Source organism: Microbispora triticiradicis (assembly GCF_005864065.1).
GTDB lineage: Bacteria > Actinomycetota > Actinomycetes > Streptosporangiales > Streptosporangiaceae > Microbispora > Microbispora triticiradicis.
Window position 1 is genome coordinate 114,600 of record NZ_VANP01000018.1, and the last position, 20,673, is coordinate 135,272.

Genomic DNA, 20,673 nt, shown 5'->3' on the forward strand with positions numbered 1-20,673 from the left:
GGGCGTACCGGTCGTCGCGGGAGGGTCACGCAGTGAACCTGTCCCGCACCTCGGCGATCATCGGCCGGCTGTTCAGCAGCAGCAGCGCCGCGAACACCGAGGCCAGCGCCGCCGTCGCCGCCTCGGTGGCGACCAGCGTGAGACCGGCCGCCGCGACGAGGAGTCCCGCGTCGCCCAGCGCCACCCGGGGCGTCCGGAACAGGAAGTAGGCGGCGAGGCGGGCGACGTCCCGCCCCCGGAACGCGAAGAGAGAGGTGATCACCAGCGCGTTCGCGGTCCACACCACCGTCACCACCCCGATGACGACGAGTGGCACCGTCCACCAGTCCGGCACTCCGGCGGCGGGGAAGTTCGCGAGGACGACCGCGACGACGGTCAGCAACGCCAGCGCCGGGACCCACACCTTGAGCGCGCCGCGGACGTTCATCGCGTAGCCGCGCAGGAACGCCGCCGCCGGACGCAGGTCCGCCAGATCCGTGCGGCGGCGGTGCAGCGCGTACAGCGCGGCCGACAGCGCCGGGCCGGCCGGGAGCAGGCAGGCCGCGGCCAGCGGCAGGTTGGTCGCGTCACGCCCGAACAGGCCGAGCAGGACGAGCCCCGCCAGGCCGGGCAGGCAGGCGGTCAGCAGCAGCAGTTCGACCACGAGCAGGGTGTAGACCAGCGCGGCGGCCCGCGAGAGCGGGCCGGTGCCGAACCGCCGTGCCGCCTCCGTCGTCGCCGCGGACGTCGCCGCCCCTGACGTCGTCGTCGTGTCGGTCATGGGGGAGTCTCCTGGTCGATCGGGCCGCCGCGAAGTCGAACGCGCCTACCGGCACGACGGTCAGCCGTGCTCCTTCTTGTACCGCTCGTAGGCGCTGTTCGCCAGGTTCACGTAGGCGGACATGTTCTTGGCCTCCAGCTCCTGCACGTACGCGTCCCACTCGGAGAAGTCACGCTTGCCGAGGATGAACTCGAGCGAGTTCTGCGTGGCGTGGTCCTTCAGCGGGGTCTGCCACAGCGCGGCCTGCTCACGCTCCTCGTCGTTGAGGGGGGCCGGCGGCTTCGGCGGCAGCGCCTTCCGGGCGTTCATGGCCTTCTGCCACTCGATCTCCTCCTCCGAGAAGACCGACTGGAGCAGTTCGGTGCTCCCGCCGTACGCGAACACGCCGTTGGAGAAGCCGAAGTCCTTCTGCAGGTGCTTGGGCGCCCCGGGGTTGAGCCCGACGAAGTCGACGTCCTTCGCGAGGTGGAAGCCGGAGGCGTCCCTGGTGTGGGTGACCCCCTCGACGCCCCACTTGGCGAACACCTGGCCCTCGTCGGAGTACCAGAGCCAGTCGATGAACTGCATCATCGCCACGAAGTTCTTGCTGTCCTTGGCCTTCGCGGAGATCATGATGCCGTTCTCCAGCCGGGTGTCGTTGGAGTCGGCCTTGATGGGCCCGAGCGGCCCGACGGGCACCGGGATCTTGACCAGCCTGGCCTTCGGATTCGCCTTCTTCAGCGGCGGGCGATACTCGTTGACGAGGGTCTGGGCGTTGCCGCTGATCACGAAGGACTTGCCGGACGCCAGCTTCTGGATCGCCTGGTCGTCGGTCTGCGTGAAGCTCTCCGGGTCGAGCAGCTTCTCCTGCACCAGGGTGTGGATGAACTGCAGCATCTGCTTGTACTGCGGCATCGCGCCCGTGTAGGCCCACTTCCCGGCGGCCGGATCCCAGGTGAGGCCGGTGTTGAAGCCCCAGCCGCCGCGTGCCCCGCAGCCCAGGCCGAAGACCTGGTTCAGCATGGCGCCGCCCGGGATGGGCACGGACCACCGGTCGGAGTAGGGATAGGAGTCGGGGTACTCCTCCTTCATCGCCTTCAGCATGGCGTGCACGTCGTCCCAGGTCTGCGGAGTCTCAAGCCCGAGCTTCTCGAGGACGTCGGCGCGGACCTCCAGCGTGTACTCCACCCAGTAGTCCTCGTGGAGGCCGGGAAGCAGGTAGAAGCGGCCGTCCGACTGCCGGAGGGTGTCCAGGTCGGGCTGCAGGTTCCACTTGGCGATCTTGTCCTTGAAGTTCGGCATCAGGTCGATGTAGTCGCTGACCGGCAGGACCGCGCCGGAGGCGACGAAGGGAACCTCCTGGCCCGGGTAGGTCTTGGGGATGATCATGGGTGCGTCGCCCGCCCCGATGATCAGGCTGCGCTTGTTCTCGTAGTCGCTGAGCGGCACCACGTTCGGCTGGAGCGTCACGTTCGTCCGCTTGGTGAGCTCGGACCAGAACAACCAGTCCTTCTGCAGCGGATAGAACGGGTGGTTGTTGTAGAGGATGGTGAACGTCAGCGGCGCGGCGGCCTTGAACTGCTTGCCGGCGGCGTAGTCGGCCATCGCGCCGTCCCGGTTCGCCGAGAGGGCCTCACCGCTCTTCTTGCCGCCGGTCTCGTCACCGCTTCCGCAGCCGGCGAGCGCGGCGAACGCACCCATGGCGACCATCGCCTGACGCCGGTTGATCTTGTGCATGAGAGGGGGGTCCTTTCCCTGGGGGAGCGGGGCTGCCTGAGTGCGAGGATCGGCGCGGCTATCCCTTCACCGCGCCGAGCATGACTCCCTTGACGAAGTACCGCTGGACGAAGGGATAGATCGTCAGGATCGGGAGGACGGTGAGGACCATCGTCACCGCCTTGATGTTGGTGGCCACGGTCATGTCGGTGGCGTCGGCGCCGACGGACGTCCCCGTGGTGGCCCCCGCGGTGAGGTTGCGCAGGTAGACGGTCACCGGGAACAGGTCGCTCTGCGTCATGTAGAGGAATGCGGGAAACCACGAGTTCCAGAACGAGACGGCGTAGAACAGCACCATCGTGGCGATGACCGCCTTCGACAGCGGCAGCACGATCCGCAGCAGGATGCCGTACGTGCTCATGCCGTCGATCGCGGCGGCCTCCTCCAGCTCCGCCGGGATGCCCTCGAAGAACGTCTTCATCACCAGCAGGTTGAAGACGCTGATCGCGTTCGGCAGCACGATGGCCCAGATGGTGTCCTTCATCCCGAGGCCGGAGATCAGCACGTAGTTGGGGATGAGCCCGCCGGAGAAGAACATGGTGAAGACCGCGACCCCGATCAGGAACGTGCGGCCCTTCAGGTGCCTCTTCGACAGCACGTACGCGTAGCAGGTCGTCATGATCATCGCGATGGCCGTGGCGACGACCGTGTAGACCACCGTGTTGCGGTAGTTCGTCCAGAACGTCGGGTCGGACGCCACGAACCCGTACGTATGGAAGGTGAACCCGACGGGGAGGAGGTTCACCTTGCCGGCCCGGATCGCGAACTCGTCGCTCAGCGACCGCGCGACGATGTTGACGAAGGGATACAGGGTCACCAGCACGACGCCGGCGAGGACGACGGCGTTGACCACCCGGAACAGCCGACGGCCCGGGGTCCGGTCCACGGTCACCACAGGCTCGTCCCCACGGTCCGGCGCGAGATCAGGTTGGCCGACAGCACCAGGGCGAGCCCGATGAGGGCCTCGAACAGGCCGATCGCCGCGGCGTAGCTGAAGCTGTTGGAGATGATGCCCATGCGGTACAGGTACGTGGAGATCACGTCGGCGGTCGGATACGTCAGCGGGTTGTAGAGCAGCAGGACCTTCTCGAAGCCGACCGCCATGAACGTGCCGATGTTCAGGATCAGCAGGGTGACCGCGGTCGGCCGGATGCCGGGAAGGGCCACGTGCCAGATCTGCCGCCACCGGCTCGCGCCGTCGATCCGGGCCGCCTCGTACAGCTGGTCGTCGATCGTCGTGAGCGCGGCGAGATAGATGATCGTCCCCCAGCCGACCGTCTGCCACATCTCCGAGGAGACGTAGATCGTCCGGAACCAGCCCGCCTCCTGCATGAACGCGATCGGGTCGTCGCCCAGCGCCCGCAGCACCTGGTTCACCGGCCCGTCCACCGACAGCAGTTCCATGACGAGACCGGCCACCACCACCATCGACACGAAGTGCGGCAGGTAGGACACCGACTGGACGAACCGCTTGATCCGCCGGCCGCGCAGTTCGTTGAGCAGCAGGGCCAGCACGATCGGCATCGGGAAGCAGAACAGCAGGGTCAGCGCGCCGAGGATCACCGTATTGGTGAACACGTGCCAGAACGAGGGGTCGTCCAGGAACATGCGCACGTAGCGCAGGCCCACCCACTCCTCACCCAGTATGCCGCCGCCGGGCCGGAACTTCCGGAAGGCGATCACGTTGCCGATCATCGGCAGGTACCGGAACACCAGGAAGAACAGCAGCGGGAGGATCGCCAGCGAGTACAGCTGCCAGTCCCGGCGCAGCGCCTGACGCCAGGTGCGGCCCGGAGGGCGTTCCGTACGGGCCGGGCCGGGGCCCGCCCGCCGGGGGTCACCGGTGTCCGGTGACCCGTCGATCGCCTTGGTGGTGCTCATCCTCGTGCCTCCGGTGCCATCTCCGGTGGCGGCGCCGCCGCGCCGCCACCACGCCGCCGCGTCAGCACGCCGCGAACGGAAGACGCCGGGCGATATGACCGAAAGTTTCGATAATGTGGATTAATATTGCGGAAATATAAACCCCTGGACAAGGGGCGTCAAGAGGGAAGTCAAGGGCCGTCCGCTCGCTCCGCGATCACGCTGGTCTCGGCTTATCGAAGGCCCTCGCGCTGGTAGAGTTTCACGAAATTTTCGGAAACTACCAGCCCACGGAAACGACGAGTGGACCGATGACCAGCCCTACCTCCGCCCAGGGCCCCCGCCGCGCGACGATCGCGTCCATCGCCGAGGAGACCGGTGTCTCGGTGACCACGGTGTCCAAGGTCCTCAACGGCCGCCCCGACGTCGCGCCGGCCACCCGGGAACGCGTCGAGGCGTGCCTGGCGCGGCACGAGTACCGCCCCCGCGTCAGACGGCGGCCGCTCAAGGGCCAGATCGACCTCGTCTTCCACCAGTTGAACTCCGTCTGGTCGATGGAGATCATCCGGGGCGTGGACTCCGTCGCCGCCCCCGCGAGGATCGAGGTCGCCCTCTCGCAGCTGGGGGGAGCGCACCGGCTGCCGGAGGAGTGGCTCGACGGGCTGCTCGACCGCCGTCCGCTCGGGGTGCTGTTCGTCCTGTGCGGCCCGTCGCAGTCGCAGCAGCGGAGGCTGCGGCGGCAGCGGATCCCGTTCGTCGTCGTCGACACCGACAGCGTGACCCCCGCGTCCGTGCCCACGGTGGGCTCCAACAACTGGAACGGCGGCCTGCTCGCCACCCGCCATCTCCTGGAGCTCGGCCACCGCCGGATCGCGGTCGTCTCGGGGCCGAAGGACGTGCTGTGCAGCAGGGCGCGGGTCGCCGGCTTCCGGGTCGCCCACGACGAGGCCGGGCTGGCCGTCGACCCCGCCCTGGTGCGCTACGGCAACTTCTACGTCGATGCCGGTTTCGAGCACGGCATGGACCTCCTGTCGGGCGCCGCCCGCCCGACCGCGATCTTCGCCGGGTCGGACCTCCAGGCGCTCGGCGTGCTCCGGGCCGCGCGGCGGCTCGGCCTCGACGTCCCCGGCGAGCTGTCCGTGGTCGGGTACGACGACGTGCCGGCCGCCGCCTGGGTCGAGCCCGCCCTGACCACGGTGAACCAGCCGCTGTCCGACATGGCGGTGGTCGCGACCCAGATGCTGCTCGACCTGGCCCGTGGCGGTGAGGTGGCCACGAGCCGCATCGACCTCGCGAACGAACTGGTGGTCCGCGACAGCACCGCGCCGCCGGTCAGGCCCTCGTCAGCCTGATCACGTTCCAGGAGACCGGCGGCAGCACGATCCGCTGGGGATCGCTCCGGTGGGAGGTGTTGGGGCGGGGCGCCACCCGCTCGGGGTCGTCGGCCGTGTTGCGGGCGTACACGTCCTCGTGGGCGAGCGTCGTGGCCTCGGCGATCCGTACGGCGCCGAGCGCCCGCGTGTCGAGCTCCAGTTCCAGGGGCTCGGTCACCGACCGGTTCACCGCGAACACCGTGGTGAACCGGTCGTCGTGGGTGGCCACCGCGTGGAGCACCGGGACCTGCCCGAACTCGCCGGTCTCGTACGACGGCCCGACCGGCTCGGTGAGCAGGACGTCGCCCGAGGCGTACCGCGCGGCCTGGGCGAACGGGTGGAAGGTCGTCTGCCGCCAGGCCCGGCCGCCCGGCTCGGTCATGATCGGCGCGATCACGTTGACGAGCTGGGCCAGGCAGGCCGCCGCGACCCGGTCGCTGTGCCGCAGCAGCGTGACGAGCAGGCCGCCGAACGCCACGGCGTCGGCGAGGTGGTAGTGGTCCTCCAGCAGCGGCGGCGCGACCGGCCAGTCCGGCGGGGGAGGAGCCGACTGGTGCCTGCTGAGGTACCAGATGTTCCACTCGTCGAACGACACGGAGATCTTCTTGCCGGAGCCGAGCCGCGCCCCCACCTGGTCGGCGATCGAGACGACCGTCGAGATGAAGTGCTCCATGTCGGTCGCGCAGGCCAGGAAGCCGCCGAGGTCGCCGTCCTTCTCCTCGTAGTAGGCGTGGCAGGAGATGTGGTCGACCAGGTCGTAGGTCTCCTCGAGGACGGTCGTCTCCCAGGACCCGAACGTCGGCATCGAGGAGCCGGAACTGCCGCACGCCACCAGTTCGAGTCCGGGGTCGACCATGCGCATGGCCCGGGCCGTCTCCGCGGCGAGCCTGCCGTACTCGCGGGCGGTCTTGTGCCCTATCTGCCAGGGGCCGTCCATCTCGTTGCCCAGGCACCAGATGCGGATGTCGTGCGGCTCCTTGGCGCCGCCCGCCACCCGCAGGTCCGAGAGCGTGGTCCCGGACGGGATGTTGCAGTATTCGAGCAGGTCGACGGCTTCCAGGACGCCGCGCGTGCCGAGGTTCACCGCCATCATCGGCTCCAGGCCGGCCAGGCGGGACCACCGGACGAACTCGTCGACCCCGATCTCGTTGGTCTCCGTGCTGTGCCAGGCCAGGTCGAGCCGCCGGGGGCGCCGCTCACGCGGGCCCACGCCGTCCTCCCAGCGGTAGCCGGAGACGAAGTTGCCGCCGGGATAGCGGACGGTGGTCACGCCCAGCTCACGGGTGAGCGCGAGTACGTCGCCGCGGAATCCGTCCGCGTCGGCGGTGGGGTGGCCGGGCTCGTAGATCCCGGTGTAGACGCAGCGGCCGAGGTGCTCGACGAACGTGCCGAACGTACGGCGCCGCACCGGAGCCACCCGTTGGGCGGGATCGATGGTCAGCTGTGCCTTGAGCACGGGCTTCTCCTTGATCGCAGGAGTGTGTCGCCCGGCGATTGTTAGCGCTCGCATGGCGAACGGTCAAGGGCCGGCCGCGATCGCGGCCGGCCCCCGACGCCGTGTTCCGGTGTCGTGTTCCGTTCCGTGTTCCGTCGCCGTCCGGGCTCAGGTGGGCCCGTACGGCGCCCGGATCAGCTCACGCCGAAGTCGGCGAAGCCGAACTGCCCCGTCACGCCCGCCGCGTGGGACGTGGCGATCAGTCCCGCGTCCTGCCGGTCGGCGATGCCGGGCAGGGTCACGGTCGGGCCGACCTTGGTCCAGGTGGTGCCGTTCGTGGAGTAGTAACCGCTGACCTGGTCGCCGGAGCGGACGAGGCGGACCCACGCGGGCGCCTTGATCCCCGAGGCCCCGCTGAACGAGTCGAGGTAGCCGTTGCCGTTGGAGTCCCACTGGAAGGCGACCCCGTTCCCGGGGGTGACCACCATGACGGCGTATCCGGGAGACGAGCCCGTGCCGGTGACGTCGTTGCGGAGGACGACCCCCGCCTTGGCCCAGGCGTTGGTGTTGTCCATCTGGGTGACCCGCGCGGTCACGGTGGACGCGCTCCCGGCCGCGTCGTCCCGGTAGAGCGCGCCGTACTCGTCGAACGATCCGGCGGCGTCCTGCCAGATGTCGGTCCCGGTGGTGAGGATGGCGTACTCCGGCCCGGCCTCCGCGAACCGGCTCGGCACCGAGCCGTGCGACTTCAGGGAGGTGAGCGGGTTGAGCGCGGTCAGGGTCAGCGACCTGTCCAGCGTGTAGCCGATCCCGGTCTTGGCGGCGGTGAAGCTCACCGCCGCCTTGACGGCCGCGCGGCTGACCGGTGTCGTGAACGACTCGGGTGCGGTGATCTTCCATGTCTCGGTGGCCGAGGCGTCGGCGGGGAACGCGCGCTTCACCGGCCTGCCGATGCGTTCGGCCCGCCAGCCCTCGGGGACGGTGATCGAGACGGTCAGGTCGGTGACCCGGATGTCGCTCACGTTCCCGGCCGTGACGGTGACGGTCGAGGACCCCCCGGCGCTCACGCTGGCGGGGTCCGCCGTGAGGGAGACGCCGACCGGAGGCCGCTGCGGGTCGGGCGCGCCGCGGTAGTCCCCGGTGGGACCCGCCTGGTAGATGATCCGGGCGGCCTCGACGGGGATGCCGCCGGCGGTGATGGTCACGTTGTCCCTGGTGACGTTGCCGCGCTGGCCGTTGACGATGCCGGTGATCGCGGGGTTGGTGGAGTAGTTGCCGGTGAGGGTGAGATCGCCGGTGTGGTTGCCGTTCTGGTTGTTGGCGTGCGCCCACTGCGCGGCGGTGCCGACGAAGACGTTGCGGTTCGCGCTCACGTAGCGGGAGCCCTCGTCGAAGTACAGGCCGAGCTGCCCGCTGCTCTCGCAGTAGTTCTCGTCGATGACGCTGCGCGGCATCGCCGAGAGCGTGTAGATGCAGCCGGCGTCGAACATGGTCTGCACGACCTTGCGGACGTGGTTGCCCACCACGCGGACGTCGCTCAGGGTCGTCGGCGTGTCGTAGAGCGGCTGGAAGTCGTACAGCCCGCGGTTGATGTACTCGGGGCTGCCTCCCGGGTCGTTGGCGCCCCAGCCGTAGCCGACGCCGATGCCGGTGTACGGCATGTCGGAGACGTAGTTGTGCTCGATCGCCAGCCGCGTGACGTAGCTGGCGAAGATCGCGTCCTGGTCCAGGTATTCGAGCGCGGTCGCGTAGACGCGGTTGTCACGCAGCAGGATGTCGCTGTTGACCATGCGGGGATCGGACGGGTGGTGCGCGTCCGGTCGGATGCCGCCGACCACGATGCCGCCGCCGGCGCTCGCGGTGAACGTGCTCCCCACGACCGACACCCGGTGCGCGCCGAGCCCCACGCCGGTGGCGTGGGCGTCGGCGTCGTTGCCGATGCCGAGCCCGACGGAACCGAGGTTCACGAAGGAGCTGTCCACGAAGGCGACGTCCTCCGCGGCCGACACCTGCACCGCCGCGGCCGCCTGCGCCCAGCCGTTGCGGGAGCCCTCGAAGCCCTTGCAGCCCGAGGCGCACGAGGTGAACGCGTCCGCCGGCCTGTGGGGCTGGACGCCGCTGATGAAGGCGCCGGTCTGCTGGTTCGCGTAGCCGTCGGAGGTGCTGGGGTGCAGCCACGTGGTGCCGGTGAAGGTCAGGCCCTCGAACCGGAGGTCGTGGGCCGGCGCGTCGTAGGTGCCGCCGACCTGGACCAGCGACTCCAGGCGGGGAAGCTCGACCCGCGCGCTGGAGATGTCCTGGCCGGGGAGGGGTTTGTAGTAGAGCGTTCCAGCCGTCGAGTCCAGATACCACTCGCCGGGCTCGTCCAGGAACTTCCGCGAATTGAGCAGGAAGAACTTCGGTGTCCGGAACGGGGCCTGAATGGCGTCGTACCCGTACGTGTTGTTGTCCCAGGCCGGCTGCTGCATCACGACCGTGGAGCCGGAGATGCTCTCCACCGGCGCGAACCGGTTGGTGAACGACAGCATCGCCTGGAAGTCGATGCGCTTCTGGTCGGGAAGCGTGGCGAGGTAGGCGAGATCGGGGTTCTTGATGGTGAAGCCGGTGGGGGTCAGGGTGATGTCGGACCGTGCCACGCTGATCCGTGCGCGCTGCGCGGGCTTCCCGTCCACGTAGAGCTGCCTGGTGTCGAACCCGGCGCCGACTTGGGCCCGGTAGACGCCGGTGGCCTCGTCGTCGACCTCCCAGCCGGTGACGGGCGTGGCGCCGCTCAGCACGGGCGTGGCCCCGCGCGCGGCCTTCCAGGTGACGGTGTGCCCGTTCCGGCCGGAGTCGGCGGCGTCGAAACGCAGCGGCGAGGTCAGCCGGTAGGTCCCGTCGAGGAGTTCGACCGTGACGTCGCGCGTTCCCTCGGCCGCGGCGGCCCGGGCCCGCCGTTGTGCCTCTCCCAGGGTGGCCAGCGGCCGCACCTTGCTGCCCTTGTTGTTGTCGTCGGCGTTCGCGGCTCCGGTGGGCGCCACCACGATCGTCTCGGTGGCCTGGGCCTCCGCCTGGGCGGGGCCGGGCGCGGCGAGCAGTCCGGCGGTCACGAGTAAGGCGGCGGATGCCGCGGCCGATGTTCTTCCCTGTGGTCGTCTTCGCGACTCGGGTGACGGACGCATGTTTCTTCCTTTCTTCCGGCACGGAGTGCGCAGGGACGGCGAGCGCCGGGCGGTGCGGATTACCTCGGGGACGGGTTACCTCGCCGCCCGGTCGCTTGAAGAGGTGAGCTGGTGCGGCCGGTGGCCGTGGTCGGGCACGGGGAGCAGACGCCGCCCGGCGTGCTCCGGCCGGACGTTGGGGCTGTCGGCCGTGGCCGCGCTCGCCCGCCGGGTGAACGCGCCGATCGCGCTCTCGTCGACCGTGAGGCCGTGGCCCGGCGCGTCTCCAAGGACGAACGCGCCGTCCTCGATGTGCATGTCGGCGGACACGCCGAGCGGCGGCCGCAGGTCCTGCAGCTCGCTGACCAGGTGGTTCGGCACCGAGGTGGCGGCGTGCAGCAGCCCGACCGGCGTGTTGCCGATCGGGCTGACCGGCAGGTCGTGGGCGTGCGCGAGGGCCGACACCCGGAGGAAGTGGGTGACGCCCCACACGGCGGCCGTCTGGACGATGTCGACGGCCCCCGCCGCGAGCAGCGGACGGAACTGTTCGAGGCCGCTGAGGTTCTCCCCGGCGGCGACCGAGGCCCGGATCCCGCGGCCGACGGCGGCCATGCCCTCGGCGTCCCAGCGCCGTACGGGCTCCTCGATCCAGGTGAGGTCCAGGACGTCTTCGATCTCGCCGACGTGCCGGACGGCCTGCTTGCGCGTCCAGGCCTCGTTCACGTCGAGCATCAGGCCCGGCCGCGCTCCCTGCCCGGCCTCGGTCAGGACGTCGCGCACCAGCCTCAGCCGGCGCAGGTCCCGCTCGACGTCGAGGCCGCCCTTGATCTTGGCGGCGCGCAGGCCGTACCCGGCGTACTCCTTGTAGGCCGCGACGAGCTCGTCGTCGGTCAGGCCGATGTCCAGGCCCGAGGCGTACGCGGGGACCCGCCGGTCGCGTCCCCCCAGCAGGCGCCAGAGCGGTTCGCCGGCCGCCTGCGCCTTGATGTCCCACAACGCGGTGTCGATCGCGCCGATGGTCCCGAACACGACGCCCGCGTGACCCGCCTTGAAGGTGTGCCGCAGCATGCGGTCGTAGAGCGCCGTGACGGCGCGCGGATCCTCGCCCTCGACGGCGGCGAACACCGTGTCGATCTCCACGTGCGGCCCGATGCCGACCCCGGTGATCCCCTCGTCGGTGTCCACCATGACGATCTGGACCGGTACGACCCCGTCGGCGTAGACGCCGTTGGCGTCGCCGACCGGGCGGCCCCAGTCCTGGACCGTCTTGAGCGTGCGATACCCCGAAATCCGCATGTCAGCCCTTCGTGGAACCAGCGGTCACGCCGTCGGCGATCTGGCGCTGGAGGAACAGATAGATCATCAGGACCGGGACGGCGGCGATCAGGACTCCGGAGGCGAAGGTGGGGATGTCGTCGGAGTACTGTCCGCGCAGCGAGGTGACCCCGACCATGAGGGTGCGGTGGTCGGCCGAGTTCATCGTCAGCAGGGCGATCAGCACGTCGTTCCAGCAGAACAGGGTGTCGAGGATGCCGACCGACAACAGCGCCGGCGTGCCGAGCGGGATCATGATCCGCCGGTAGACGCCGTAGACGGTGTTGCCGTCGATCCGCGCCGCGTCGACGATCTCCATCGGGATCGTCGTGTAGTGGCTCGTCATCAGGAAGACGGTGAACGGGAGCCACTGCGCGACGTAGGCGAGGATCAGGCCCGGATAGGTGTCGATGAGGCCGGTGTCCGCCATGACCCGGGCGAGCGGCACCATGATCACCTGGAACGGCACGAACAGCGCCGCGAGACAGCCCAGGAAGATCACCCTGGAGCCGCGGAACCGCAGCCGGCTCAGCGCGAAACCCGCCATCGACCCGAGCAGCAGCAGCAGGGCCACCGAGACCGTCACCACGAGGAGCGAGTTGGCGAAGTACCGCGCCATGCCGGCCTCGGACCACGCCGTGCCGATGTTCTCCCAGTGCGGGGAGTTCAGGGGAGCGAAGCGGTCGAGGACGTACTCGCGCCGGGTCTTCAGGGCGACGTTGGCGGTGAACACCAGGGGGTAGACGGTGGCGAGCGCGAGGGCCGCCATCGGAACGGCGGCCACCCATCCGCTCAGGCGCCTGCCGCGCATCAGTCCTGCCTTCCCGCGCGGCGGAGCAGGCCGACCTGCGCCAGCCCCACCACGAGCATGATGAGGAAGAGAACCGTCGACGCGGCGGAGGCCAGCGCCGGGCGGTTCATCTGTCCCTGCTGGATCCAGATGTAGTACTCCGGCAGGTACGTCGACCCCTCCGGGCCGCCGCTGGTCATGACGTACAGCAGGCCGAACATGGACGTCAGCATGCCGATCATGGTCGTCACGAGCACGAACGCGATGGTGCGGGACAGGCTCGGGATGACCACGTGCCAGATGGTCCGGGCCAGTGACGCGCCGTCCATCTGCGCGGCGTCCAGCAGCGAGGAGTCGAGGGTCGAGAACCCGGCGAGGAAGACCACCAGCGCCATCCCGAACGTCGCCCACACGTGCACGCCGACCACGGTGAACATGGTCACGTCCGGGTCGCCGAGCCAGTCGACCGGGCCGATGCCGATCGTGCCGAGCACGGTGTTCAGCGGGCCGTCGAAGGCGAGCATCAGGTTGAAGATCGAACCGACGATCACCGGTGAGAGCACGGCGGGGAAGAAGTAGACGCTGCGGAACACCCGGTGCCCGGGGACCCGCAGGTAGATGAACGTCGCGAGCAGGCCCGGGATCGCCACCGCCACGGGCAGCAGCAGCACGAGCAGCCCCACGTTGCCCAGCGCGGTGCGGAACAGCGGGTCGTCGAACAGTTCCAGGTAGTTGTCGAACCCGACCGTCGTCCCGTTGCGGTCGCCGTCGCCGGTGAAGGAGAAGTTGACGCCGAGGATCAGCGGGTACAGCCGCAGCCCCAGGATGATCAGTACGGCCGGGGCCACCAGGACGTACGGTGCGAGACGCTCCGAGCGCGCCGCCCGCCGGGAGCCCGCTCCGGTGGCACGGTGGCTCGCCTGTCGTGTGGTGTCCTCCCCACTGGTCCGCCCGGGCGCGCCCGGGCGGACCAGCGGAGAGGAGCCTCCGATCGGCATTGTCAGCTCGCCTTGTCGGCCGCGGCCATCTGGTCCATCGCCTTGTCGACGGTCACCGACCCGCTCAGCAGCTTCTGCGACAGCCGTCCCATCAGGTCCAGCGTCTTCGAGGACAACGCGACGTGCAGGGCGGGCTTACCGCTCTTGATCGCCGCCACGATGGCGCCGGCGGCCGGGCCGGACTGCGAAGCGTCGATCGTGGTGTCGGAGGCGATCGCGCCGGCCTTGGCGTAGAACGCGGTCAGGGCGTCGGTCGACGTCAGGGACCGCACCAGGTCGGCCGCCAGCTTCGGGTCCTTCGTCCACTTCGCGACCCCGTAGCCGATGCCGCCGTCGTAGGCGAGGCTCGGAGTGGCTCCGTCGGTCACGACCGGGGCCGGCATCACGCCGATCTGGTCGGGCGGCAGGAACTCGCCGAAGTCCTTCCAGTGCCCGATGTCCGACATCAGCCCGATGACGTTGGCGGCCTTGCCGGACTGGAAGATCGCCCACGAGTCGTTGAACATCGCGGTCGAGTTGGCCCCGGCGTTGTTGAAGCCCTTGTCGTTGACGTCCTTCCACAGCGTGAAGATCTGCTTCACGTGAGGGGAGGTCCAGTCGCGCTTGCCGGCGATCCAGTCGTCGTACTCCTGGGGAGTGAGCACGCCCGAGCCCAGGCCCGAGAGGAAGAACTGGATGCCGAAGCCCTCCTTGTTGCCCAGCGCGAAGCAGCTCTTCCCCGCCTTCTTGACGGCCGCGCAGGCGGTCATGAGCTCGTCCCACGTCGCGGGCGGCTTGGCCGGGTCGAGCCCCGCCTTCTGGTAGATGTCCTTGTTGTAGTAGATCGGGTGTCCCTGCAGCGTCACCGGTGCGGCGTAGACCTTGCCGTCCTTGCTGAACGCGTCCCAGCCCGCGAGCCGCTGGCGGTCCTCGGCCACATACTCGTCGAGCGGGAGGAGCGCGTCCACGCGGTCACGCAGCTGCCCGCCTCCGTTGAAGAGCATGACGTCCGGTCCCGTGCTGGACTGGATGGCCGTGCCGAGCAGGGTGTAGTAGTTGTCGAAGGGCTGGGCCACGAACTCGACCGTGACGCCCGGGTGCTTCTTGGCGAAGTCAGCCTTCGCCTTCTCGATATAGGAGGCCGCGGTCGCGTCGCCCGACTTCCAGTCCCAGACCACCAGCTTGCCGGTGCCGGAGGTTCCGGAAGCGGCAGGTGAGGGGGCAGTTCGGGTGGCGCTTCCACATCCCGCCACGGTCAGCCCCGCGACCAGGACGGCCGACCACAGTGTTCGCTGCTTCATGGCTGTCACTCTCCAGAGCGTGGCCGGTTGACCCGGCCGTCTGCGGCGAAAACGTAACTCGTATGACGTCTGACGTCAATACTGCTGACATATACTCGCCGGTGGGCGTGCCGTCCCGGCAGGCCATCGGAGGATGAGATGACGGCATCGCAGGAATCGGCCCGCGACGTTCCGTCGCCTGCCTGGGTGCGCCGACCGGCGAGCCTCGCCAAGGCGGTGACGGCGGAGCTGGTGGTGCGCATCGTGCGCGGCGTGCACCCGTCGGGGACGCCTCTGCCGCCCGAGCCCGCGCTGTGCGAGGCCTTCTCGGTGAGCCGGACCGTGGTCCGTGAAGCGGTGAAGATCCTGCAGGAGAAGGGCCTGGTGCAGGTCCGCCAGGGCGCCGGCACCATGGTCACCCCGCCGACGTCGTGGGACATGCTCGACGAGCTCGTCCTCTCGGCGACCATCGCCGAGGACGAGAGCCTGGCGATCCTCGACGACGTCGTCGTCACCCGGCGCGTGCTGGAGGCCGACATGGCCAACGTCGCCGCCCGCTGCGCGGACCAGGACACCGTCGACCGGCTGCGCGCGCTGGTCGACCGGATGGACGAGCTCGTGGACGACCACCTGACGTACGAGGAGCACGACCGCGCCTTCCACGACACGGTCATGCGGGCGTCCGGGAACCGCATCGCCCGGGGCGTGGTCCGCTCGCTGGAGAGCCAGGTCGTCAACACCGCGCGCTACATGGGCCGGTCCGAGCGGGCCCTGTGCGTGGCGTCCAACCTCGGTCATCGCCGTATCTACGAGCGCATCGCCGCCCACGACCCCGACGGCGCGGCCGAGGCGATGTTCAAACACATCACCGACGCGTGGCTCGTCCGCCGCAGCGGTCCCGCCAATCCCGTACGCCTGGAACGTTAGAGACGTCGGAGACACGGCCCGCGGGCCGGACGCCGGGATCGCGGGCGCCCGGCCCGATCACGCGGTCCACGAACCGCGGAGCGGCGGGGGACTCGTGCCCGGGCGAAGAGTGCGACACATATGAACGCTTCATAGGGGCTGCCGGCCCTCGGCCGGCGCGTCGCCGCGCTGACCAGAGCGGGTGCCGACGGTGACCGGGTGCGGGTGTGCGGAGACCGGTATAAGCGGGCTTACGGTCTTGACGGTCTCGTCACGCGCAAACTAACTAGTAGCTGACCCTCCGGGCTCTCCTTCCCGGGCCGGCTCACTCCGAAGATCCGCACAAGCCGTGCGCCGTCGTACGGCCCTCGTCTCGACGGCGGGATCCCCCTCACAGGGCGTGACCTGACCACACCTGATGCGGCGCCCGGGCACGGCCCCCACGACACCAGGAGAAGGGGGGCCGTGCCGGGCGCCGCGACGAAAGGACACCCATGCCGAAAGCCGCAAAGGTCTTACTGAGCGCGTCGGCGGCGGCCGCCGCGCTTGTAGCGAGCGTGTCGCTCCCGACCGCCGTCCACGCCGCCGACCCGGCTTACAAGGTGCTCGTGTTCTCCAAGACGGCCGCGTTCCGGCACGACTCCATCCCGACGGGCATCCAGGCCATCCGCGACCTGGGCGCCGCGAACAACTTCACCGTCGACGCCACGGAGGACGCGAACGCGTTCACCTCGGGCAACCTCGCGCAGTACAAGGCCGTGGTCTTCCTCAGCACCACCGGGGACGTCCTCAACGCCACCCAGCAGACCGCCTTCCAGTCGTACGTCGACGGCGGCGGCGGATACGTCGGCGTCCACTCCGCGGCCGACACCGAGTACGACTGGCCCTACTACGGGCAGCTGGTGGGCGCCTGGTTCAACAACCACCCGGCGATCCAGCAGGCGACCGTCAGGACCGAGGACAGCACGCATCCGGCGACCGCGGGCCTCGCGGCGGCGTGGTCGCGGACCGACGAGTGGTACAACTACCGCACCAACCCGCGGTCCACGACCCACGTGCTGCAGACCCTCGACGAGAGCAGCTACAGCGGCGGGAACATGGGCGACCACCCGATCACCTGGTGCCACCCGCAGGCGTCCGGGCGGTCGTTCTACACGGGCATGGGTCACTCGATCCAGTCCTACTCCGAGCAGGGCATCCGCAACCTGCTGCTCGGCGGCATCAGGTACGCCGCCGGCATGGTGCAGGCCGACTGCGCTCCGCCCGGTAACAACAACGGCACGACGATCGAGGCCGAGTCCTACACCTCGCAGTCGGGAGTCCAGCAGACCACCCAGAGCACGGCCGGCGGCGGCAAGGCGGTCGGCTTCATCGAGAACGGCGACTGGACGGGTTACTCCTCGGTGAGCACGGCGGGCGCGACCCGGTTCACCGCGCGCGTCTCCTCGGCCGGCTCGGGCGGCACCATCCAGATCCGCTCCGGCTCGCAGACCGGCACCGTACTCGGCCAGGTCGCGGTCTCGTCCACCGGAAGCTGGGACACCTTCACGACCGTGTCCGCGACCCTGAACGGATCGGCGTCCGGGCCGCTCTTCCTGGTCTTCACGGGAGGATCCGGCTACCTGTTCAACGTGGACTCGTTCTCCCTCACCAAGTCCGGCTCGAGCCCGAGCCCGAGCCCGAGCCCGAGCCCGAGTCCCAGTCCGAGCCCGAGTCCCAGTCCGAGTCCCAGTCCGAGCCCGAGTCCCAGTCCGAGCCCCAGCCCGAGTCCGAGCCCCAGCGCCAGCCCCACCCCCAGCAGCCAGACGGTCGAGGGTGAGGCGTACACCGCGCAGTCGGGCCTGCAGCAGGCGAACCACTCCACCGCCAGCGGCGGCCGGACCGCCGGATACATCAACAACGGCGACTGGGCGGCGTACTCGCAGGTGAACACGCAGGGCGCGAAGACGTTCTCGGCGCGGGTGTCCTCCGGCGGCTCGGGCGGGACGATCCAGATCCGGTCCGGGTCGCAGAACGGGACGGTGCTCGGCCAGGTCGCGGTCTCGTCCACCGGAAGCTGGGACACCTTCACGACGGTCTCGACCACTCTGACCGGCTCGGCGTCCGGTCCGCTGTACCTCGTCTTCACCGGTAGCGGCACCGGCTACCTGTACGACCTCGACACCGTCACCGTCACCCGATGACGCGGCAGCCCGGCGGCGAGGCGTCCTCGCCGCCGGGCCGTCTCACGGCCTTCTCCGTTCCGGCGGCCCTCCGGTCACCGGAACGGAGACGGGGCCGGGGGGAGTGGTCAGCTCCGGGTCCACTTCTGGCTGGTCGTTCCGGTGCAGGACCACAGCTGCACCTTCGTTCCGTTCGCGGTGCCGAAGTTGCTCGCCTCCAGGCACTTGCCCGACTGCACGCCGGTGATGGTGCCGTCGGAGTTGACGTTCCACTGCTGGTTGGCCTGGCCGTTGCAGTCCCAGATGATCGCCCGGGTGCCGTTCGCGGTGCCGGCGGCCTCGGCGTCCAGGCACTTGTTGCCGTACACCTGCAGCTGCTTGGACGAGGTGTACGTCCACTGCTGGTTGGCCTGGCCGTTGCAGTCCCAGAGCTGGAGCTGGGAGCCGTTGGCCGTGCTCGCGCCCGGCACGTCCAGGCAGCGACTCGCGTTGACGTTGCGCACCGCCGTCGCGCCGCCGCTCGGAGAACTCGGAGAAGCCGACGGCGACGGACCCGAGGTGTCGGGGGGCAGGAGGGTGACGGTGTAGGTGTCGTCGATGCTCGTGTGCGGGACGTTGACGGTGGCGCCGTTGTTCGACACGTTCACCACGGTGTTCTGGACGGTGACCGGGCCGGTGACGGCGCCGCCGCCGCTGTAGGGGATGCGCTCGACGACGACGCGTACCTGGTTGTTCTGCACGATGCCGCTGGTGGTGTCGAGGCGTTGCAGGTTGACCGCGACGTTGCCGGTGGTGCGGCCGCCGCCGAGGAGGATCTTGGCGTTCGCGGTGTCCTTGGTGGCGAAGGCGTCGTAGTTCGAGCTGGGGGTGACCGAAGCGATCTGCCCGGTCTGGGAGCCGTAGAAGCGGTAGACCCACCACTCGCCCTTGGGCGAGTACTGGCCGGCGGAGTTGTGGGTCAGGAGGTTGCCCAGGTCGTTGTGCAGGTTGCCGCCACTGGCCCAGTTCGCGCGCAGGCCGTCGGCACCGGCCCGTTCAAGCCGGGCGATGTACCAGGCGCCGTCGGCCGGGTTCTGCTCGTTGGACGCGCCGTACTCGTTGATCTGGTACGGGCGGGGGTGGGCGATGCCCCGCGAGTCGAGGCTGGTGTTCGCGGTGGCCACGTTGGACACCGGGTCGCCGGGCAGCGAGTGCCAGCTGACGATGTCGGGCACGGCGTTGTTGGCCTTGACGTAGTCCAGGTACTGCGTCCACCAGCCGCTCGTGGACGGCACGCCCGCCAGGCTCGGGCCCACGATCAGCTGGGACGGGAACGCGGCCCGGATGCGCTGGTAGGCCCGCTTCCACATCTCGAAGTACTGCGACTGGGGACGGTTCCAGAAAATCGTGATGTTGGGCTCGTTCCAGATGTCCCACTGCACCGGGGCACCCGTCGCCCGCACGTCGTTGATCACGCGGGTGAGGAAGTTGTCGTAGTCGGTCCAGTTGCCGTTGTCGCCCGGGAAGCGCGAGATCGCGTAACCGTCGGCGCCCCACAGGTCGTGCACCAGCAGGACGAACTCCCCGCCCAGCGAGCGGGTGCGCAGCAACTGCGCCCGGGTGGCGTTCCACCGCCGGTCGTACTTGCCCGACACCCACCCGCCCGGGCTGTCGAGCTGCGCGCCACCGGCCCGCATGTACCGGTACTTCACGTCGGTGAAGAAATGGTCCGGCGGATTGGCGCCGTTCTCGGTCATGCCGTAGATCCACCCCGACGCCCGGTAGGTCGGGGAACCGTTCGTGACGGAGAAGTTCACGGTGATGGACTCGTCGGCGGCCTGGGCCGGCCCGGCGGTCGCGAGGACGGACGCGGCGACCATGGCCGTGGCCGACAGCAGCGCGGCGAGGCCCTGGCGACGCCGGCGTCGCGTACGGGGGGTGGTGTCCACTGGCGACTCCTTGGACAGAGGGGTGTTCTGGGAGTTGTGCTGGGAGTTGTTCTTTGGGGGGCTGTACGGGGGGCCGAGCGAAATGCCGAACCTCTCCCGGGGCTTCCCGGACGCCGTCGCGGAGCGGTTCCCGGCGGGCCTCACCGGTGGCCGCGCCGCAGGCGCGGCGGAGGCTCCCGCCGGATCAGTCGAATCGATTCGTCGCGAAGCCTAGGCTTGCCCCTGAGTTGATGTCAATGGTGGGTGTCCTGTATGTGTACGGACTGTTTCCCGGCCAGCGCCGCGGCGTGCGATCCCGCGGACCTGGACCGGTCTCATCGCATGAAACTTCCATCGAACCGGTTAGAGATGGGATGCGGTGAGCGAGGGAGGGGGACGCCGTGCCGCTCGGGTGATGTCCGGGCCGGCGCCCGGTTCGGTGGTTACGCTTCGCGCGAAAGAACCGCAGGGCGGGGGCACCCTCCCCGGGCGTCCCCGGTGCGTTTCCGGGCCGTTCACGGCGAAGACGCGCAGCCCACGGCGGGTGGCCCCCGGCGCGTTGGGTCACGCCCGCTCGCCGGCCGGGCCGGTCCACCAGCTCCGTGCCGGGATTACGGAGGGGCCTTACCCGGGGCCCGGCAACTAGAGTGAAGACTCCGATTCAGGCTCAGCTTCGGAGGGGAGCCGACATGTTCGAGAGGTTCACCGACCGTGCGCGGCGGGTTGTGGTCCTGGCCCAGGAAGAGGCCCGGATGCTCAACCATAATTACATCGGTACCGAGCACATTCTTCTTGGCTTGATCCATGAGGGCGAAGGTGTGGCGGCCAAGGCTCTGGAGAGCCTGGGGATCAGCCTCGAGGCCGTACGCCGGCAGGTCGAGGAGACGATCGGCCAGGGGCAGTCGGCGCCGTCGGGGCACATTCCCTTCACTCCGCGTGCCAAGAAGGTGCTCGAGCTGTCGCTTCGTGAGGCGTTGCAGCTTGGGCACAACTACATCGGCACCGAGCACATCC

The 20,673-nt window shown here is 69.5% G+C and carries 15 protein-coding genes; 4 read left to right on the plus strand and 11 right to left on the minus strand.

What is annotated here, in order from left to right; translation table 11 throughout:
- Nucleotides 1-25 precede the first annotated feature (25 nt).
- The 4 genes from FED44_RS31810 to FED44_RS31825 are packed head-to-tail and all read right to left on the minus strand — an operon-like array spanning nucleotide 26 to nucleotide 4,396.
- Nucleotides 26-760: a hypothetical protein gene (locus FED44_RS31810; RefSeq protein WP_111702016.1), complete on the minus strand. Its 735-nt coding sequence runs from the start codon at nucleotides 758-760 to the stop codon at nucleotides 26-28.
- A 60-nt stretch (nucleotides 761-820) separates the two neighbouring features.
- Nucleotides 821-2,476 carry an ABC transporter substrate-binding protein gene (locus FED44_RS31815; RefSeq protein ID WP_111702018.1) on the minus strand — a complete coding sequence of 552 codons (1,656 nt, stop codon included), beginning with the start codon at nucleotides 2,474-2,476 and terminating at the stop codon, nucleotides 821-823.
- 58 nt (nucleotides 2,477-2,534) lie between these two features.
- Complete coding sequence (locus FED44_RS31820; RefSeq protein WP_138462989.1) at nucleotides 2,535-3,407, minus strand: carbohydrate ABC transporter permease; 873 nt, start codon at nucleotides 3,405-3,407, stop codon at nucleotides 2,535-2,537.
- Nucleotides 3,404-4,396, minus strand: coding sequence for an ABC transporter permease (locus FED44_RS31825; RefSeq protein ID WP_111702022.1), 993 nt, complete (start codon nucleotides 4,394-4,396; stop codon nucleotides 3,404-3,406). The genes FED44_RS31820 and FED44_RS31825 overlap by 4 nt, the downstream gene beginning before the upstream one ends.
- Nucleotides 4,397-4,686: 290 nt before the next feature.
- Between FED44_RS31825 and FED44_RS31830 the strand changes: the two genes are divergently transcribed.
- Nucleotides 4,687-5,727 (plus strand): LacI family DNA-binding transcriptional regulator, encoded by a 1,041-nt coding sequence (locus FED44_RS31830; RefSeq protein ID WP_111702024.1) that lies wholly within the window; start codon nucleotides 4,687-4,689, stop codon nucleotides 5,725-5,727.
- Here the strand turns inward: FED44_RS31830 and arfA are convergent.
- The 6 genes from arfA to FED44_RS31860 all read right to left on the minus strand — a co-directional run bounded on the left by arfA (nucleotide 5,708) and on the right by FED44_RS31860 (nucleotide 14,705).
- A complete protein-coding gene (arfA, locus tag FED44_RS31835; RefSeq protein ID WP_138462990.1) occupies nucleotides 5,708-7,204 on the minus strand; it encodes an arabinosylfuranosidase ArfA in 1,497 nt (498 codons plus the stop codon). The genes FED44_RS31830 and arfA overlap by 20 nt on opposite strands.
- Before the next feature lie 173 nt (nucleotides 7,205-7,377).
- Nucleotides 7,378-10,272: an NEW3 domain-containing protein gene (locus FED44_RS31840; protein ID WP_111702028.1), complete on the minus strand. Its 2,895-nt coding sequence runs from the start codon at nucleotides 10,270-10,272 to the stop codon at nucleotides 7,378-7,380.
- 147 nt (nucleotides 10,273-10,419) lie between these two features.
- The gene (locus FED44_RS31845; protein WP_111702030.1) at nucleotides 10,420-11,619 is read right to left on the minus strand and encodes a mandelate racemase/muconate lactonizing enzyme family protein; all 1,200 of its coding nucleotides are present in this window, start codon (nucleotides 11,617-11,619) and stop codon (nucleotides 10,420-10,422) included.
- 1 nt (nucleotide 11,620) lies between these two features.
- Nucleotides 11,621-12,448 (minus strand): carbohydrate ABC transporter permease, encoded by an 828-nt coding sequence (locus tag FED44_RS31850; protein ID WP_111702032.1) that lies wholly within the window; start codon nucleotides 12,446-12,448, stop codon nucleotides 11,621-11,623.
- Nucleotides 12,448-13,425: a carbohydrate ABC transporter permease gene (locus tag FED44_RS31855; RefSeq protein WP_111702034.1), complete on the minus strand. Its 978-nt coding sequence runs from the start codon at nucleotides 13,423-13,425 to the stop codon at nucleotides 12,448-12,450. The genes FED44_RS31850 and FED44_RS31855 overlap by 1 nt, the downstream gene beginning before the upstream one ends.
- 2 nt (nucleotides 13,426-13,427) lie before the next feature.
- On the minus strand, nucleotides 13,428-14,705 hold the full coding sequence (locus tag FED44_RS31860) for an ABC transporter substrate-binding protein (protein WP_111702036.1): 1,278 nt from the start codon (nucleotides 14,703-14,705) through the stop codon (nucleotides 13,428-13,430).
- Between the two features lie 138 nt (nucleotides 14,706-14,843).
- Here FED44_RS31860 and FED44_RS31865 point away from each other — a divergent pair, with 138 nt between their 5' ends.
- Complete coding sequence (locus FED44_RS31865; protein WP_138462991.1) at nucleotides 14,844-15,611, plus strand: FadR/GntR family transcriptional regulator; 768 nt, start codon at nucleotides 14,844-14,846, stop codon at nucleotides 15,609-15,611.
- 473 nt (nucleotides 15,612-16,084) lie between these two features.
- On the plus strand, nucleotides 16,085-17,773 hold the full coding sequence (locus tag FED44_RS31870) for a ThuA domain-containing protein (RefSeq protein ID WP_167521643.1): 1,689 nt from the start codon (nucleotides 16,085-16,087) through the stop codon (nucleotides 17,771-17,773).
- Nucleotides 17,774-17,880: 107 nt separating this feature from the next.
- Here FED44_RS31870 and FED44_RS31880 read toward each other — a convergent pair whose 3' ends face one another.
- On the minus strand, nucleotides 17,881-19,680 hold the full coding sequence (locus FED44_RS31880) for an RICIN domain-containing protein (protein ID WP_167521644.1): 1,800 nt from the start codon (nucleotides 19,678-19,680) through the stop codon (nucleotides 17,881-17,883).
- Nucleotides 19,681-20,348: 668 nt separating this feature from the next.
- Here FED44_RS31880 and FED44_RS31885 point away from each other — a divergent pair.
- Nucleotides 20,349-20,673, plus strand: a 325-nt coding sequence (locus FED44_RS31885; RefSeq protein WP_279633918.1) for a Clp protease N-terminal domain-containing protein, incomplete at its 3' end; no start/stop codon positions are given.

Coding starts and splice junctions, on each gene's coding strand:
- FED44_RS31810 (WP_111702016.1), bottom strand. CDS start 760: ATGACCGACACGACGACGACGTCAGGGGCGGCGACGTCCGCGGCGACG.
- FED44_RS31815 (WP_111702018.1), bottom strand. CDS start 2,476: ATGCACAAGATCAACCGGCGTCAGGCGATGGTCGCCATGGGTGCGTTC.
- FED44_RS31825 (WP_111702022.1), bottom strand. CDS start 4,396: ATGAGCACCACCAAGGCGATCGACGGGTCACCGGACACCGGTGACCCC.
- FED44_RS31830 (WP_111702024.1), top strand. CDS start 4,687: ATGACCAGCCCTACCTCCGCCCAGGGCCCCCGCCGCGCGACGATCGCG.
- FED44_RS31845 (WP_111702030.1), bottom strand. CDS start 11,619: ATGCGGATTTCGGGGTATCGCACGCTCAAGACGGTCCAGGACTGGGGC.
- FED44_RS31850 (WP_111702032.1), bottom strand. CDS start 12,448: ATGCGCGGCAGGCGCCTGAGCGGATGGGTGGCCGCCGTTCCGATGGCG.
- FED44_RS31855 (WP_111702034.1), bottom strand. CDS start 13,425: ATGCCGATCGGAGGCTCCTCTCCGCTGGTCCGCCCGGGCGCGCCCGGG.
- FED44_RS31860 (WP_111702036.1), bottom strand. CDS start 14,705: ATGAAGCAGCGAACACTGTGGTCGGCCGTCCTGGTCGCGGGGCTGACC.
- FED44_RS31865 (WP_138462991.1), top strand. CDS start 14,844: ATGACGGCATCGCAGGAATCGGCCCGCGACGTTCCGTCGCCTGCCTGG.
- FED44_RS31870 (WP_167521643.1), top strand. CDS start 16,085: ATGCCGAAAGCCGCAAAGGTCTTACTGAGCGCGTCGGCGGCGGCCGCC.